Origin of the sequence: Pseudomonas sp. NFACC25 (assembly GCF_900100935.1) — a bacterium.
In the GTDB taxonomy this organism is placed as follows: Bacteria; Pseudomonadota; Gammaproteobacteria; order Pseudomonadales; family Pseudomonadaceae; genus Aquipseudomonas; species Aquipseudomonas marginalis.
On the sequence record NZ_FMUC01000009.1, the window covers coordinates 36,564 to 52,807 of the forward strand.

Consider the following 16,244-nt stretch of genomic DNA (forward strand, 5'->3'; position numbering starts at 1 on the left):
CTAAAGTGATGGTCATCTTCAATAAGGAATTACCCATGAGCCCGGTTGAGCTGATGAGTCAGTGGTCGTTTGGTGGTATGGATTGGCTGGTGATCGGCCTGGGTGTGGTGGTGGCCTATATCGTGTTCGGCATCGCCGGTTTTGGCACGGCGCTGGTGGCGGGGCCGATCCTGCTCGTGTTTATGCCGCTGTCGAAGATCATCCCGCTGTTGGTGCTGCTGGATTTCGTCGCGGCCTTCGGCGGCCTGCTGCAAACGCGGCGTGACGTGAACAAGGCTGAGTTGCTGCGCCTGCTGCCGTGCATGGCCATCGGTTGCACCCTGGGCGTGGTGTTTCTGCTCAACCTGCATTCGGACCTGTTGCTGCTGCTGATGGGGGTGTTTATCAGCGCCTATGCGATCTACAGCCTGGCGGTGAAAACCCGGCCAACGCAGCTGGCCGCTGGCTGGTCGATCCCCATGGGCACCGTAGGCGGGTTGTTCGGTGCGTTGTTCGGCAGTGGTGGCTTTTTATATGCAATCTACCTCAACAGCCGCTTGCCCAAGGACGCGGCGCGCGCCACCCAAAGCGCGTTGATCAGCTGCAGCACGGTGGTGCGCCTGAGCCTGTTCCTGATCGCCGGGGTGTATGCTGACTGGCCGCTGCTGATGTTGGCGCTGTGCCTGCTGCCGGCGATGGCCCTGGGGCTGTGGTGTGGGCGCAGGCTGACCATGCGCATGTCCCGTGAGGCTTTCGTCCGGCTGGTGACGTGGTTGGTGCTGGCCAGTGGCATTGCGTTGATTGGGCGGTACTTGAGCACTTGACCTGATTTCTTCAGGGATTAAGCTGCCGTCCTCCCGGGCCTCATCGCGGGCTTGTCCGCGATGAGGTCAGAAGCCACGCCGCAGGTCTCCCATGAACTCCCAAAGCATCCTTGTCCCGAAAATCTCCACCTTGCCTGTCCACGAACCCCGCGCCCGGGCGATCGTGCGTTGGCTGGTGCGCAAGAACATCATCAAGGAAGAACTGACCACCTGTGGCCGCACCGGCAACCGCATGGCCTATGCCCTGGCCGACGGCGCCCGCGCCGTGGTGCTGCACCCCGAGGCGCTGCCGTTCAACGAGCCGGTCAATGGCCTGGAGATCATCTACAAGCGCTGCATCTATACCCCGGCCAAGGGCTTTCTCGAAGAAGCCGGCTGCCCGGAATGCCTCAAGGAAGTCGGCGAGGCGCTGTTCGAAAGCCTGGAAGACTGGATGCCCGGCCACACCGACAACTTCACCTGCCCGCTGTGTGGGCATGAAGATGACATCAACGGTTTCCTGTTCTTGCAGGAGTGTGGGTTTTCCAACCTGGGATTCATCTTCAACAACTGGGCGGAGGCGGGGTTCAAGCAGAGCTTTATCGACGAATTCGCCGATTGGCTGGACCAAAAGATCAGCTGGGTCAAAGTCGAGCTGTAGTCCTTCTATCACTATTCCCAAATATGTCAGAGTTTTACATTGAGACCTGAGGGGTGTCTGAGTATAATGGCGCGCTTCCATTTTCCCGCTCGGGAGCCCCCGCGATGCTGCGTATCAGCCAAGAAGCTCTGACATTCGACGACATTCTCCTAGTGCCCGGTTATTCCGAGGTGCTTCCTAACGAAGTCAGTCTCAAGACCCGCCTAACCCGTGGCATCGAGCTGAATATTCCCCTGGTTTCCGCTGCCATGGACACCGTCACCGAAGCCCGTTTGGCAATCGCCATGGCTCAGGAAGGCGGCATCGGCATCATCCACAAGAACATGACCATCGAGCAGCAAGCTGCCGAAGTGCGCAAGGTCAAGCGTTACGAAGCCGGTGTGGTGAAGGATCCGATCACCATCGAAGCCGACGCTACCGTGCGTGACCTGTTCGACCTGACTCGCCTGCACAACATCTCCGGCGTTCCGGTACTGCACGATGGCGACCTGGTCGGTATCGTCACCTCCCGTGACGTGCGTTTCGAGAACCGTCTTGAAGTCACCGTCCGCGAAGTGATGACGCCTAAAGAGCGCCTCGTGACTGTCAAGGAAGGCGCCGACAAGAACGACGTGCGCGAACTGCTGCACAAGCACCGTATCGAGCGCGTGCTGATCGTCGACGACAAATTCGCCCTCAAGGGCATGATGACCGTCAACGACATCGAAAAAGCCAAGGCTTACCCGCTGGCCAGCAAGGATGACCAAGGTCGTCTGCGCGTCGGCGCTGCGGTCGGTACCGGCAAAGACACCGGCGACCGCGTGGCGGCCCTGGTGGCTGCCGGTGTTGACGTGGTAGTGGTCGACACCGCTCACGGTCACTCCAAAGGCGTGATCGACCGCGTGCGCTGGGTCAAGCAGAACTTCCCTGACGTGCAGGTGATCGGCGGCAACATTGCCACCGGCGCTGCCGCCAAGGCCCTGGCCGAAGCCGGTGCCGATGCGGTCAAGGTCGGTATCGGCCCTGGCTCGATCTGCACCACGCGTATCGTCGCCGGTGTGGGCGTGCCGCAGATCAGCGCCATCGCCAACGTCGCCGCGGCCCTTGAAGGCACTGGCGTACCGTTGATCGCCGACGGTGGCATCCGTTTCTCCGGTGACCTGTCCAAGGCCATCGTTGCCGGTGCTTCCTGCGTGATGATGGGCTCGATGTTCGCCGGTACCGAAGAAGCGCCGGGCGAGATCGAACTGTTCCAGGGCCGATCCTACAAGGCTTACCGCGGCATGGGTTCGCTGGGCGCCATGTCCCAGGCGCAAGGCTCTTCCGACCGTTACTTCCAGGACTCTTCGGCAGGCGCCGAGAAGCTCGTACCGGAAGGCATCGAAGGCCGTGTGCCGTACAAGGGCACCCTGAGCGCCATCATCCATCAACTGATGGGCGGCCTGCGCTCCTCGATGGGCTACACCGGCAGCGCCGACATCGAAGAAATGCGCACCAAGCCAGAGTTCGTACGGATCACCGGCGCCGGCATGGCTGAATCCCATGTCCACGACGTGCAGATCACCAAGGAAGCGCCAAACTACCGCGTAGGTTGAGGCTTCCAGCAAAACGTTAAGTAACCGGGGCTGTTCTTTCAGCCCCGAGTTGTTTCTGATTCATTAGACGAGACTGACTTCATGGCCCTCGACATTCACGCCCACCGCATCCTGATCCTCGACTTCGGTTCCCAGTACACCCAGCTGATCGCCCGCCGCGTGCGTGAAATCGGCGTGTACTGCGAACTGCACCCGTTCGACATGGATGACGAAGCGATTCGCGAATTCGCACCGAAAGGCGTCATCCTCGCCGGTGGCCCCGAGTCCGTGCACGAAGCCAACAGCCCGCGTTGCCCGCAAGCCGTGTTCGACCTGGGTGTGCCTGTCTTTGGTATCTGCTACGGCATGCAGACCATGGCCGAGCAACTGGGCGGCAAGGTTGAAGGTTCCGAGCTGCGTGAATTCGGTTATGCCCGTGTCGACGTGGTCGGCAAGAGCCGCCTGCTGGACGGCATCGAAGACCACATCGACGCCGACGGCCTGTTCGGCCTCGATGTATGGATGAGCCACGGTGACAAGGTCACCAGGATGCCGGAAGACTTCCACATCCTGGCCAGCACCCCAAGCTGCCCGATCGCCGGCATGTTCAGCGACGAGCGTCGCTACTACGGCGTGCAGTTCCACCCGGAAGTGACCCACACCAAGCAAGGCGGGCGCATCCTGTCGCGCTTCATCCTCGACATCTGCGAGTGTGAAGCCCTGTGGACCCCGTCGAAAATCGCTGAAGACGCGATCGCCAACGTACGCGCCCAGGTCGGTACCGACAACGTGCTGCTCGGCCTGTCCGGCGGCGTTGACTCCTCCGTGGTCGCTGCGCTGCTGCACAAGGCCATCGGCGACCAACTGACCTGCGTGTTCGTCGACAACGGCCTGCTGCGCCTGCACGAAGGCGAGCAAGTGATGGCCATGTTCGCCGAGAACATGGGCGTCAAGGTGATCCGCGCCAACGCCGAAGAACAGTTCCTGAACAACCTGGCCGGCGAGTCCGACCCGGAGAAGAAGCGCAAGATCATCGGTCGTACCTTCATCGACGTATTCGATGCCCAGTCCAACAAACTGGACAACATCAAGTACCTCGCCCAAGGCACCATCTACCCCGACGTGATCGAGTCGGCCGGCGCCAAGAGCGGCAAGGCCCACGTGATCAAGTCCCACCACAACGTGGGTGGCCTGCCTGAGGAAATGAACCTCAAGCTGGTAGAACCGCTGCGCGAACTGTTCAAGGACGAAGTCCGCCGTCTGGGCCTGGAACTGGGCCTGCCGTACGACATGGTCTACCGCCACCCATTCCCAGGCCCGGGCCTGGGCGTGCGCATCCTCGGTGAAGTGAAGAAGGAATACGCCGACCTGCTGCGTCGTGCCGACCACATCTTCATCGAAGAACTGCGCAAGGCCGACTGGTACCACAAGGTCAGCCAGGCGTTCGTGGTGTTCCAGCCGGTTAAGTCCGTAGGCGTTGTAGGCGATGGCCGTCGTTACGCCTGGGTCGTGGCCCTGCGTGCTGTAGAGACCATCGACTTCATGACTGCCCGTTGGGCGCACCTGCCGTACGAACTGCTGGAAACCGTCAGCGGCCGTATCATCAATGAGATCGAAGGTATTTCGCGCGTTACTTACGACGTGTCGAGCAAGCCGCCGGCGACGATTGAGTGGGAATAAGCAAGGCGAGCCTGAATGGCCTGCGTTGAGTGAGTAAAAAACCTGGCCTCGGCCAGGTTTTTTATTGCCTGTCAGGCAGGAAGCCGACTTTGCAGGCTCATGCCCATATTGGTAAGGGCGCTGGACAGCTGTTCCAGCGTGGGGAACCGTATGTCATGCACGCCTGCCCAGGCCGGGCGGTCGATGTAAAAGCTGCCGTCGGCCAGCCGATTGATGGGTGTCGCAACGATGCCCCTGTCTCTGCTGTGATGCCGCAGGGTGTAGTTGCCCTGGTTTTCGTCGATCAGGTACATGCCCTTGCGAAACAGCAGTCGCTGCTGTTGCTCCAGCGTCCTGTGCACCGGCGGCGCTTCCACTTGTACGCGCAGGTCGGCATTCAAGGTGTCGAAGCTGTCACCGATGCTTTCATGACGGGGGGCGCTGTCGCGATCAATGGCGATACCGGGGTCGATACGCACCTCGTTGCCTTGCTCCGGAAAGACCTCTTCTATACGCAGACCGATACCTCCTTCCAGTTCACTGAGACCGGCGAATCCATTGAAGGTGTTGATGTTTCTGGCGCCGGTCAGTACCAGCCATTTACCGCTGCCGTTCAGCGCTCTGTCGGCTTGAATAAGGATGTGGGCGAGGTAATTGCTCATCACCTGCTCTGAAAGATCGGCGATAGGGGTGGGGTATTTGTAATGGGCTGCGCAGTCGATAGCCTGCACGCGTATGCCATTGGCCCTGGCGGTCTTGACCAGTTCCAGTTCGTTGAACCGCCCGGATGGATCGGTGCCCAGCTTGCCAAGGTAGCTTTCCAGGTCCTCGGACATCTCGCCGGTCTGGAAGTAGTGGTTTAGATCATCCTGGGCGAAGTCGTTGAGCAGGCGCCGCATATACAGGGTTTTCACGCCCTTGCGCGCGAAGAGCGGCATATTGTTGATCAGCAGGCGGGTGCTGCTGATACGGTCCAGGGTTTCGCCGATGACGTAGCCCGGTAGGTCTTCGGGCAGGCGTTCGAGGACTTCTTCGAAGGCCGTTGTCGGTTCAAAGGCGGGGATGTCCGGCCGAGGTGGCAGGCGGGTCCAGGACAGTTCATTGTAGAAATCTTTCGCCGATTGCAGCAGTTTGCTGTGGGTGGTGCCGAAGTAGTAGGTGAAGCGGTCAATGCGGCCGAAGCGGCTGTGAACATGGGTTTCAGTGAGGCCCATTGCCCAGCGTTTCACTTCCGGGCGGGTGGATGGCGGGGTATCGAAGGGGCTGGTCACCCTGCGCAGTGAGTGGGGGGGCGTGGTCATCGCTTGTGGCGGTGGCGGAACCCGCGAGGGGGCCGGCCCCCGGGCACTTTTGCTGGAGTTTACCCCTCCGCCTTTCAAGCCGTTGCTGTGGGGCACAGGTTCCCATTCGTTGAGTTCGTTCAGGCGCACCGGCAGCGCGCCGGAAAAGCCATGGGGGTTGTTCGGGTCGACAATCGCCCAATGCCCACGGCCGTTGGGGTCGGCTTCGTAGCGTACGTAATAGGCTTGGTCGTTCATCAGGATGGCTTGCTGAGGCATGCCGTCGGAGGTCCGCAGGCTATAGACCTGCTGGAATTTTCCGGGGGCGGTATCCAGGTGTTCTCCTTCCAGTATCAGGTTGGCCTGGTAGGTGGCAGGTACCGCAGGCTCAGGCATCGACGGCGCGCTGGCGGGCGCTGTGGGCGGCGTCAGCTCAATGGGCTCCGTTGCGAGGGTGTCGGCTGCTTCGGCGATATCGGGCATGACCCCGTCGGCTTTCAACAGTGCCAGGTTAAACAGCGTATCGATGGCACTGAATATCGCGCCCAGCTCCCCGGCGTGGCGTTCGGCCGGGGTCTTGCCGTTGATGGCCTGGTCGATGTTCAGGCCAAGATTTGCCGCACTGGCCCCCACCACCACCAATGCCACCGGCCAGCCGACCACGGCCATCGGGCCGAAGGTTTTGCCAAAGGCGTTGAGGTAGCCAATCCAGAGTTTCTTGCGCAGGTCGCCATTGCTGCGCAGGGAAAAATCCGCGTCGTTGCGCATGCGCGTCTGACTCGATTGCGCCAGCCAGGTAAAGGCATCGTCCTCGATGGTCTGGTCGGCTTGATTGATCAGGCGGTGGTCCCAGGTGCCCCAGTCGACAAACAACTGGTCGAGTTGGTGGGACAGGCCCTTGTCCACCCAGTCCGGCGGCAGGGTACCCGCCAGGGCCTGGGCGGTGCGATAGATCAGCACGGGGGTGAGCAGCATCTGTTTCCACGTCACGGCATCGGTGTCGTCCTGCTGCACCTGGGCCGACAGTGGAAAGTGAGCCATGAAGCGTGCGCGATTATCCGGGTGGCTGGTCTGGTTCAGCAGCCAGAAATGCAGGTCAGCTGCGGTCTCGAAACAGTGGAAGGCCTGGGACTCACCCGGAACGTAGAGAATTTGCCGGCCATCGCCGTCGACGATGCGCAGGATATCCGTGGCGGTATGTCCACCAGTATCCAGCGCCGCAACACGCAGTCCGCCGGCTGAAGTGGCCTTGGCTTGCAGGTTGGACAGGGTTGGGGGCCAGCACAGATTGCTGGCCAGGGCTCGAATCACCGTCTGCAACTGCGACTTGCTGAGATGCCCGGCCTGTTGTGCTTGCAGGGCCTCGGCCAGGCAGTTGACTTTGGCCAGGGTGCGAAAATCATCGAAGTGAGCGCGCCAGAATACATCCATGCGCGTGGTGTAGCGATCGCTGAAATTGATCGCCCAGAAGTCCTTGAGCACCGCGCTGGCGGACAGCGGCACTTCGTTATGCTGATCGAATAGCCGCGCCTCGGCACCCTCGCGATAAAAGCCACCATCCCCGTCGAGCAGGTCGGCATTGTCCTGGTCATGGACCTCGAAGCGGTGAATGACCAACTGCGTCAGCGTCATCGACGCCTGGGGTTTTTCGTTGTGGCTCCAGCCCGTAAACGTCGCCGGATCACCGACGCCGCCGTTGAAGCGGTGCCAGTGCACGTGATCGGGATCCAGGGTCGCCAGACCGTGTTTTGCGAGAATCTCGCGGGCGGCCTCGATGGCCATCCTCTGCATGTTCGGGCACGCATCCAGCACGATGGGCGCCAGGGCCCTGAGTTGTTGCTGAGCGGCGGGGGAGGTATTGGCAAGCGGCATGCTGCTCTCCTTAAGGGGGAAGAGCCGAGCATGCCAAGCCGTTTAGACGGGCGTTGGGTAGATAGTTAGCGCCTGGCGATATCGGAGAAGTAAAACTTATCCAACGTATGCCGCGACTCGGTGTACTCGAACTGCCGCCCGTCCTGCAAAAACGTCTGGTTGCTCACCACGATCACATGGCTCTGACCTTCGAGGTCCAGGTGCGTCTGGTCGTCCTTGCTGCGGGGCAGGGCTTCGATGGTGCGCTGGGCGTAGCTGATCTGCAGTTGCAAGGTCTGCTCGATGAAGGCGTAGATCGACTGTTCGGCAATCGCCTGGTCCAGGCCGGGGATCAGGTCGGCGACGAAGTGGTTGATGTCGAGGATCACCCGTTTGCCGCCGATGCGCCGTACCCGTTTGATGCGTGTGATGACGCTGCCGGGTTCGGCCTCGATGTGTTGCAACAGCGGGCCTTCCAGGGGGAGCTGGGTGAATTCGACCACTTCGGTGCGTACGTCATCGCCCAGGTCGGCGTGGGTTTCGTGGAAGCTGACGATGCCGCCGAGTTGGAACTCAATCGGGTTGGGCGAGAGCACGAAGGTGCCCTTGCCGTGGATCTTTTGCGCAAACCCACGTTCCTGCAGTTGCTCGATGGCGCGACGCACGGTGCCTCGGCTGGCCTGGTAGCTGTCCATCAATTCGGTTTCGGAAGGCAGGCGCGTGCCGCGTTGCAGGCGTTCGGTGGTGATGCTGGCAAGCAGATCGGTATAGATCTGGTTGTATTTGCTCATGGGTAGGGCTCTGTGCCGCGTTGGCGTTCAAGGCAGGAACCTTAGAGGCAGAGCGGCGGTTTGTCCATTAGACCCAAGGATTTCTGCGGCTTGCAGCGCAGCGGTGTCCTATAGGGAGTAAACAAAATCAAACTCGTACAGACGAGTTGTTGCTTTAACTCGTCTGTACGAGTACTTTTGCCTTCGGCGTGCTGCCAATGACTGCCCCCCAAATAAAAAAATCAAAGTGGAAACCAAGCATGAGCCACGACTATTCCAACATTGCCCGCGAGATCCTCGAGCACCTCGGGGGCAGCGACAACCTTGAGCAAGCTGCCCACTGCGTGACCCGCCTGCGCCTGGCGCTCAAGGACCCGAGCCTGGTCAACGGCAGCGCGTTGAATCAGGTCGATCTGGTCAAGGGCTCGTTCTTCACCGGCGGTTTGTTCCAGGTGGTGATCGGCCCCGGCGAAGTGGAAAAGGTCTACGCCGCCCTGCGCGAACAGACCGGCCTCGCCGCCGCCACCATCGCCGATGTGAAGAAGAAGGGCGCCGACAAGACCAACGCCATGCAGCGCCTGGTACGGGTGTTCTCCGATGTGTTCATGCCGATCCTGCCCGCGTTGATCATCGCCGGCCTGCTGATGGGCGTGAACAACCTGATGGGCGCCAAGGGCATGTTCATCGAGGGCCAGACGCTGCTGGAGGCCTACCCGAACCTGGATGGCCTGTGGAGCCTGATCAACCTGATGGCCAACACCTCGTTCGTGTTCCTGCCGGCGTTGGTGGGCTGGTCGGCGGCCAAGCGCTTTGGCGGCAGTGAAATCCTCGGCATCGTGCTCGGCCTGATGCTGGTGCATCCCGATCTGCTCAATGCCTGGAACTACGGCAAGGCGGTTGCCGGGCTCGACGGCCAGAGCCTGCCGTACTTCGATATTTTCGGTTGGTTCAAGATCGAGAAAGTCGGCTACCAGGGGCAGATCCTGCCGATCCTGATGGCGGCGTATGTGATGAGCGTCATCGAGAAATGGCTGCGCGCTCGCGTACCCAACGCCATTCAATTGCTGGTCGTGCCGATCACCACCATCGTCGTCACCGGCGTGCTGGCGTTGGCGATCATCGGCCCGGTGACCCGTCACCTCGGCATCCTGATCACCGAAGGCGTGGTCACCCTGTTTGACCTGGCACCGATGGTTGGCGGAGCGATTTTCGGCCTGCTGTATGCGCCGCTGGTGATCACCGGCATGCACCACATGTTCCTCGCCGTGGACCTGCAATTGATCTCCACCCAGGGCGGCACCTTTATCTGGCCGATGATCGTGATGTCCAACCTGGCCCAGGGCAGCGCCGCGCTCGCGGTGTTCTACACCACCCGCAATGCGCGGGATAAAAGCATGGCCTCGACTTCGGCGATTTCCGCCTACTTCGGCATCACGGAACCGGCGATGTTCGGGGTGAACCTGCGCTTCAAGTTTCCGTTTTATGCGGCCCTGGTGGGCTCGGCGCTGGGCAGCATTTTCCTGTCGCTGAACAAGGTGCAGGCCTCGGCCATCGGCGTCGGTGGTTTACCTGGGTTTATCTCGATCGTGCCGCAATCCATCGCGATGTTTGTGATCGGGATGGTCATCGCGATGGTCGTGCCGTTTGCACTGACCTGTGCGTTGAGCATGAAGATTGTTCGGCCGGGTTATCGCGTCGCCTGATCAATCGCCATCAAGGCCCGAGAGGCCAGCACAAAACTCTATTGAAGGAACCCACCATGCAAGACTGGCAACACTCGGTGATCTACCAGATCTACCCCAAGAGCTTCCACAGCCACGCGGGTAACGCCACCGGTGACCTGCTGGGCATCGTGGACAAACTCGACTACCTCAAATGGCTGGGCGTGGATTGCCTGTGGATCACCCCGTTCCTGCGCTCGCCGCAACGGGACAACGGCTACGACATCAGCGACTACTACGCCATCGACCCCAGCTACGGGACCATGGCCGACTGCGACCGGTTGATCAGCGAAGCGGCCAAGCGTGGCATCAAGCTGATGCTCGACATTGTGGTCAACCACACCTCCATCGAGCATGAGTGGTTCCAGCAGGCGCGCAGCAGCCTCGACAACCCCTACCGCGACTTCTACATCTGGCGCGACCAGCCGAACAACTGGGAATCCAAGTTCGGCGGTTCGGCCTGGGAATACGAGGCGCAAACCGGCCAGTACTTCCTGCACCTGTTCGACCACACCCAGGCCGACCTCAATTGGGACAACCCCCAGGTGCGTGCCGAGGTGTTCAAGTTGATGCGCTTCTGGCGTGACAAAGGCGTGGGCGGTTTCCGCCTGGACGTGATCAACCTGATCTCCAAGCCCGCCGATTTCCCCGAAGACAACAGCGACGGCCGCCGCTTCTACACCGACGGCCCGAACGTGCATGAATACCTGCAGGAGATGCACCGCGAAGTATTTGAAGGCCATGACCTGATCAACGTCGGCGAGATGTCGTCCACCAGCCTTGAACATTGCATTCGCTACTCGCGGCCAGAGTCGAAAGAGCTGTCGATGACCTTCAACTTTCATCACCTGAAAGTCGATTACCCGAACCTGCAGAAGTGGGTGAAGGCTGACTTCGACTTCCTGCAACTCAAGCAGATCCTCTCCGACTGGCAACTGGGCATGCAGGCCGGTGGCGGCTGGAACGCGCTGTTCTGGTGTAACCACGATCAACCCCGGGTGGTCTCGCGGTTTGGTGACGACGGCGAGCATCGCGTGGTCTCGGCCAAGATGCTCGCCACCGCGCTGCACTTCCTCCAGGGCACGCCGTTCGTGTACCAGGGCGAAGAACTGGGCATGACCAATCCGGGCTTCGACAGCATCGATCAGTACCGCGATGTGGAGACCCTGAACATCTTCCGCCTCAAGCGCGATGCCGGTGAATCCGAAGCGGCGAGCATGGCGGCGATCATGCAGAAGTCCCGCGACAACGGCCGTACGCCCATGCAGTGGAACGCGCAGCCGAATGCGGGTTTCAGCACCGGCGAGCCCTGGATCGGCCTCCCGGCGAATGCCGCGCAGATCAACGTTGAACACCAGCTCGACGATCCCGACTCCGTGCTGCATCACTACCGCGCGCTGATCGCCCTGCGTCGTCACGAACCGCTGATTCAAGAAGGGGTTTACCGCCAACTGCTGCAAGACCATTTGCAGGTCTGGGCGTACCTGCGCGAAGGCCACGGCGAGCGCCTGCTGGTGCTGAACAACTTCTATGGCCAGCCCTGTGAAATCCAACTGCCTGGCGACGTGATCGGCGCAGCGACCGAGCAACGCCTGCTGATCAGCAACTACCCCGACTGCCCACCACGCACGGCCACGGTCGTCTTGCGTCCCTACGAATCGTTCGTGCTGCACCTGATTGATTGATACGCCCCCTGTATGAGCGAGCTTGCTCGCGAAAAACCTGAGAGCGCCGCGTTAAACCAGTATCGCTGCGTAATCGTTAGCGTTCTTCGCGAGCAAGCTCGCTCCTACAGGGAATCGTGTCGTGCAAGGACAGTAATAAAACAATAAAAATAGAAGGAGCATTCATGAAAACAACAATAAAGCTGGGCCTCGTTGCATCCTGCCTGAGCCTGCCATTCGGCGCGCAGGCCCTGGAATTTGCCGGTTACTTGCGCAGCGGTGCGGGGACGTCGACAGGCAGTGGCAAGCAGCAGTGTTTCCAGTTGCCGGGGGCGCAAACCAAATACCGGCTGGGCAACGAATGCGAGCAGTACGCCGAGCTGGAACTGCGTCAGGACCTGCTGACCCTCGACGACGGCTCGGTGCTCAGCGTCGACGCCATGGCATCGCTGTACAACCAATACGACCGCGCCCTTAAATTCCAGGGCGAAGACAACGGCTCGGCGCGCATGCCGCAGATGTATGCGCAGTGGTCGAACCTGCCAGCCCTCAATGGCGGTTCGCTGTGGGCCGGTCGGCGTTACTACAAACGCAATGACATCCATATTTCCGACTTCTACTACTGGAACCAGAGCGCCACCGGCGGCGGAATCGAGGACGTGCTGATCGGCGACCTCAAGTACAGCTACGCCATTTCGCGCAAGGACAACCTGTACCAGAAGGAATACGCCACCCGTCACGACTTCAACGTCGCGGGCTTCAAGACCAACCCCGGCGGCGAGCTGGAGCTGGGCTTGAGCCATATCGAAAAGGCCGGTGGGCGTGACACCCACAGCGGCTGGGCACTCACCGCGCAGCATGTGCAAAAACCCTTCCTGGGCGGCAAGAACAAATTCGCTTTGCAGTACGGCGAAGGCCCCGGCACCGGCCTGGGCTACACCGGCAGTACCTTCCTGGATAACAGCAGCAAAAGTTATCGCGCCGTGGAGTTCTTCGACTGGCAGGTGACCCCGCGTTTTGGAGGGCAGATCGAGGCGGTGTACCAGAAGGATATTCGCCCCGGCAGCCAGGACCAGACCTGGATGTCCATCGGCGTACGCCCCGCGTATGCGATCAGCGAACAATTCAAACTGGTCACCGAGCTTGGGCATGATCAGGTCGATGCCACCGGCGGCACGCGCAAGCTGAGCAAATTTACCTTCGCCCCGACCTGGTCGCCCAACGGCCCGGATTTCTGGGCGCGGCCGGAAGTGCGGTTGTACTACACCTATGCGACCTGGAACGAAGCGGCCAAGCGTGCAGCGAATGAACTGGCGGCGGGTTCGGCGTTGTCCGACACCGGCGCCTATGGCACCGCGCGGCATGGGTCGAACGTGGGCGTGCAGGTTGAATACTGGTGGAAATAAGTCATCCATGGGATAGGCATCCACCCAAGGATCTTTACAGAACAAAACAGCAGGTGACGTCATGACCGCAACTCAACCCCTGGAATTGCTGGCGCCCTTGTCCGGCGTGCTGCTGGCACTGGACAAGGTGCCTGACCCGGTGTTCGCCAGCCGCATGATCGGCGACGGCCTGTGCATCGATCCCACCTCGCAGACCCTGTGTGCGCCCCTGGCCGGGGTGATCAGCAATATCCAGGACAGTGGGCATGCGGTCAGCGTCACCGACGACAACGGCGTGCAGGTGCTGATGCATATCGGCCTGGACACCGTGAGCCTGGCGGGCAAGGGCTTCACCCGCCTGGTCGAGGAAGGCCAGCGGGTGGAGGCCGGGCAAGCCTTGATCGAATTCGATGCCGACTATGTGGCACTCCACGCACGCAGTTTGCTGACCTTGATGCTGGTGGTCAGCGGCGAGCCGTTCACGCCATTGGCAAGCGGCCTGGTGGAATTGGGCCAACCGGTGTTGCAGGTTGCGCCCGGCAACCGGGTAGAGGAGGCCGATGAGGAGGAGGGCGATGCACGCTTCTCAAAACCGTTGACCTTGCCCAACACCAACGGTTTGCACGCGCGCCCGGCCGCCGTATTGGCCCAGGCGGCGAAAGGTTTTAACGCGAGCATTTACCTGCACAAGCAAACCCAGAGTGCCAACGCCAAGTCGCTGGTGGCGATCATGGCGCTGCAAACCGTGCAGGGCGATACCTTGCAAGTGAGTGCGGCCGGTGACGACGCCGAGGCGGCGATCCAGGTGCTGGTCGCGCTGTTGCTTGAAGGCTGCGGCGAGGCCATCGCGGCACCGGCTGCACAGCTTGAAGCGCCCCTGCCGGTATCGTCGGCGACGCTGCTGCGAGGCGTTTGCGCATCGCCGGGATCGGCGTTTGGCCAAGTGGTCCAGGTTGCTGAGCCCGAGCTGAAGGTGATTGAACAGGGCGCTGGCGAGGCGTTCGAGCGCGCCGCTTTGGACCGTGGCTTGCTGGCTGCAACCGAAGCGCTGCAAGCCCTGCAAACCCAGGCGGCGGGCAGTGCCCAGGCGGAGATTTTTCGTGCCCATCAGGAGTTGCTTGAAGACCCGACGCTGCTGGAACAAGCCGATGGCCTGCTGGCCGAAGGCAAGAGCGCCGCGTTCGCCTGGAACAGCGCCACGGTTGCCACTGCCCAGCTGTTCCAGAACCTGGGCAATGCCCTGTTGGCCGAACGTGCGGCGGACCTGGCGGATGTCGGTCAGCGCGTGCTGAAACTGATCCTCGGTATTCAAGACCGCGCCTGGGACCTGCCCGACCGCGCGATCCTGGTCGCCGAGCAACTGACGCCTTCGCAAACCGCCAGCCTCGATCCCAAAAAAGTGCTGGGGTTTGTCACCGTCGGCGGCGGGGCGACCAGCCATGTCGCGATCCTGGCGCGGGCCTTGGGCCTGCCTGCCATATGCGGGGTCGGGCTTGAAGTGCTGGCGCTGGCCAATGGCAAACAGGTCCTGCTCGATGCCGACAAGGGCGAGCTGCACCTGGACCCCAACCTGGCCGAGATCGAACAGCTGGAAGCTGCGCGTAAGCAGCACGTGCTGCGACGTCAGCGTGATGTGGCGCAGGCGTCAGTGCCGGCGATTACCCGCGACGGCCATCACGTCGAGGTGAGCGCCAACGTCGCTTCGTTGCAGGAAGTGGAGCAATCCCTGGCCCTCGGGGGCGAAGGCGTCGGCCTGCTGCGCTCGGAGTTTTTGTACCTGGATCGCAATCGCGCCCCAAGCGTGGATGAGCAGGCCGCCACCTACAGCGCCATCGCCCGTGCCCTGGGCACCGAGCGCAATCTGGTGGTGCGCACCCTGGACGTCGGCGGCGATAAACCCCTGGCGTACGTGCCGATGGACAGTGAAACCAACCCGTTCCTGGGCCTGCGCGGTATACGCCTGTGCCTGGAGCGCCCGGAGCTGTTGCGTGAACAGTTGCGCGCGATCCTCGCCAGTGCCGGGCTGGCACGCCTGCATATCATGTTGCCGATGGTCAGCCTGCTGTCGGAGCTGCACCTGGCCCGCCAGATTATGGAGGAAGAAGCCCAGGCCCTTGGGCTCAGCGCGTTGCCCAAACTGGGCATCATGATCGAGGTGCCGTCTGCGGCCCTGATGGCCGATGTGTTTGCGCCCCATGTGGATTTCTTCTCCATCGGCACCAACGACCTGACCCAATACACCCTGGCCATGGACCGTGATCACCCGCGCCTGGCCAGCCAGGCCGACAGCTTTCACCCGGCGGTATTGCGCCTGATCGCCACCACCGTCACGGCCGCCCATGCCCATGGCAAGTGGGTGGGCGTATGCGGCGCACTGGCGTCCGAAGCCCTGGCGGTGCCGGTGTTGCTCGGGCTGGGGGTGGATGAACTGTCGGTCAGTGTGCCGCTGATCCCTACCATCAAGGCCACCGTGCGCGGGCTGGACCTGGCCGGCTGCCAGACCATTGCCCGTCAGGTACTGGGCCTGGAAGAGGCCGTCCAGGTACGCGAGGCCTTGCGCCTCTACCACGCGGCCACCGTTGAAACCTCACCTGTCGTGGAGCACTGAGCATGTTCGAGAAATTGCAGCGGGCGTTCTGGAAAGCCCTGACCCCGGATTTGATTGCCGAGACGGTGGCGGTGCCGACACAGGGGCTGTTGTCGGCCGAGGTGCTGAGTGCGCTGGGCGGTGCGAATAACCTCAGGTCGCAGCAGCGTGTGGCGCTGACGCGGGTGCGGGTGCAATTGCAGGATGCGGGGCGGTTGGATGAGGCGGCGTTGAAAGCGGCGGGTGTGGCGGGCGTGATGGTGTTGGCGGGAGGAGTGGTCCACCTGATCACCGGCCTCTGATCCATGTAGCGATCAAAAGGTGGTGTCTG

11 protein-coding genes are annotated in these 16,244 nt (G+C 61.5%); 9 read left to right on the forward strand and 2 right to left on the reverse strand.

Annotation, left to right across the window (positions count from 1 at the left end):
• Nucleotides 1-35: 35 nt before the first annotated feature.
• From BLQ09_RS20085 to guaA, 4 genes are all read left to right on the forward strand, one after another.
• A complete protein-coding gene (locus BLQ09_RS20085) occupies nt 36-803 on the forward strand; it encodes a sulfite exporter TauE/SafE family protein (RefSeq protein ID WP_027605428.1) in 768 nt (255 codons plus the stop codon).
• 91 nt (nt 804-894) lie between these two features.
• Nucleotides 895-1,443, forward strand: coding sequence for a hypothetical protein (locus tag BLQ09_RS20090; RefSeq protein ID WP_027605429.1), 549 nt, complete (start codon nt 895-897; stop codon nt 1,441-1,443).
• Nucleotides 1,444-1,547: 104 nt separating this feature from the next.
• Nucleotides 1,548-3,017, forward strand: a complete 1,470-nt coding sequence (gene guaB, locus BLQ09_RS20095; RefSeq protein ID WP_003209646.1) for an IMP dehydrogenase — start codon at nt 1,548-1,550, stop codon at nt 3,015-3,017.
• Nucleotides 3,018-3,098: 81 nt separating this feature from the next.
• Complete coding sequence (guaA, locus tag BLQ09_RS20100; RefSeq protein WP_027605430.1) at nt 3,099-4,676, forward strand: glutamine-hydrolyzing GMP synthase; 1,578 nt, start codon at nt 3,099-3,101, stop codon at nt 4,674-4,676.
• A 71-nt stretch (nt 4,677-4,747) separates the two neighbouring features.
• Here guaA and BLQ09_RS20105 read toward each other — a convergent pair whose 3' ends face one another.
• Both BLQ09_RS20105 and treR read right to left on the reverse strand, forming a co-directional pair.
• Nucleotides 4,748-7,807 (reverse strand): membrane-targeted effector domain-containing toxin, encoded by a 3,060-nt coding sequence (locus BLQ09_RS20105; protein WP_092358324.1) that lies wholly within the window; start codon nt 7,805-7,807, stop codon nt 4,748-4,750.
• 65 nt (nt 7,808-7,872) lie between these two features.
• Nucleotides 7,873-8,577 carry a trehalose operon repressor gene (treR, locus tag BLQ09_RS20110; protein WP_092358326.1) on the reverse strand — a complete coding sequence of 235 codons (705 nt, stop codon included), beginning with the start codon at nt 8,575-8,577 and terminating at the stop codon, nt 7,873-7,875.
• Nucleotides 8,578-8,816: 239 nt separating this feature from the next.
• Between treR and treP the strand changes: the two genes are divergently transcribed.
• From treP to BLQ09_RS20135, 5 genes are all read left to right on the forward strand, one after another.
• Nucleotides 8,817-10,259 carry a PTS system trehalose-specific EIIBC component gene (treP, locus tag BLQ09_RS20115; RefSeq protein WP_092358328.1) on the forward strand — a complete coding sequence of 481 codons (1,443 nt, stop codon included), beginning with the start codon at nt 8,817-8,819 and terminating at the stop codon, nt 10,257-10,259.
• Between the two features lie 56 nt (nt 10,260-10,315).
• Complete coding sequence (treC, locus tag BLQ09_RS20120) at nt 10,316-11,962, forward strand: alpha,alpha-phosphotrehalase (protein ID WP_092358330.1); 1,647 nt, start codon at nt 10,316-10,318, stop codon at nt 11,960-11,962.
• Between the two features lie 164 nt (nt 11,963-12,126).
• Entirely contained in the window at nt 12,127-13,347 is a 1,221-nt protein-coding gene (locus BLQ09_RS20125; RefSeq protein ID WP_092358332.1) for a maltoporin, read from the forward strand.
• 61 nt (nt 13,348-13,408) lie between these two features.
• On the forward strand, nt 13,409-15,934 hold the full coding sequence (gene ptsP / locus BLQ09_RS20130; protein WP_092358334.1) for a phosphoenolpyruvate--protein phosphotransferase: 2,526 nt from the start codon (nt 13,409-13,411) through the stop codon (nt 15,932-15,934).
• 2 nt (nt 15,935-15,936) lie between these two features.
• The gene (locus BLQ09_RS20135; protein ID WP_027605437.1) at nt 15,937-16,215 is read left to right on the forward strand and encodes a PTS sugar transporter subunit IIB; all 279 of its coding nucleotides are present in this window, start codon (nt 15,937-15,939) and stop codon (nt 16,213-16,215) included.
• Nucleotides 16,216-16,244: the final 29 nt, after the last annotated feature.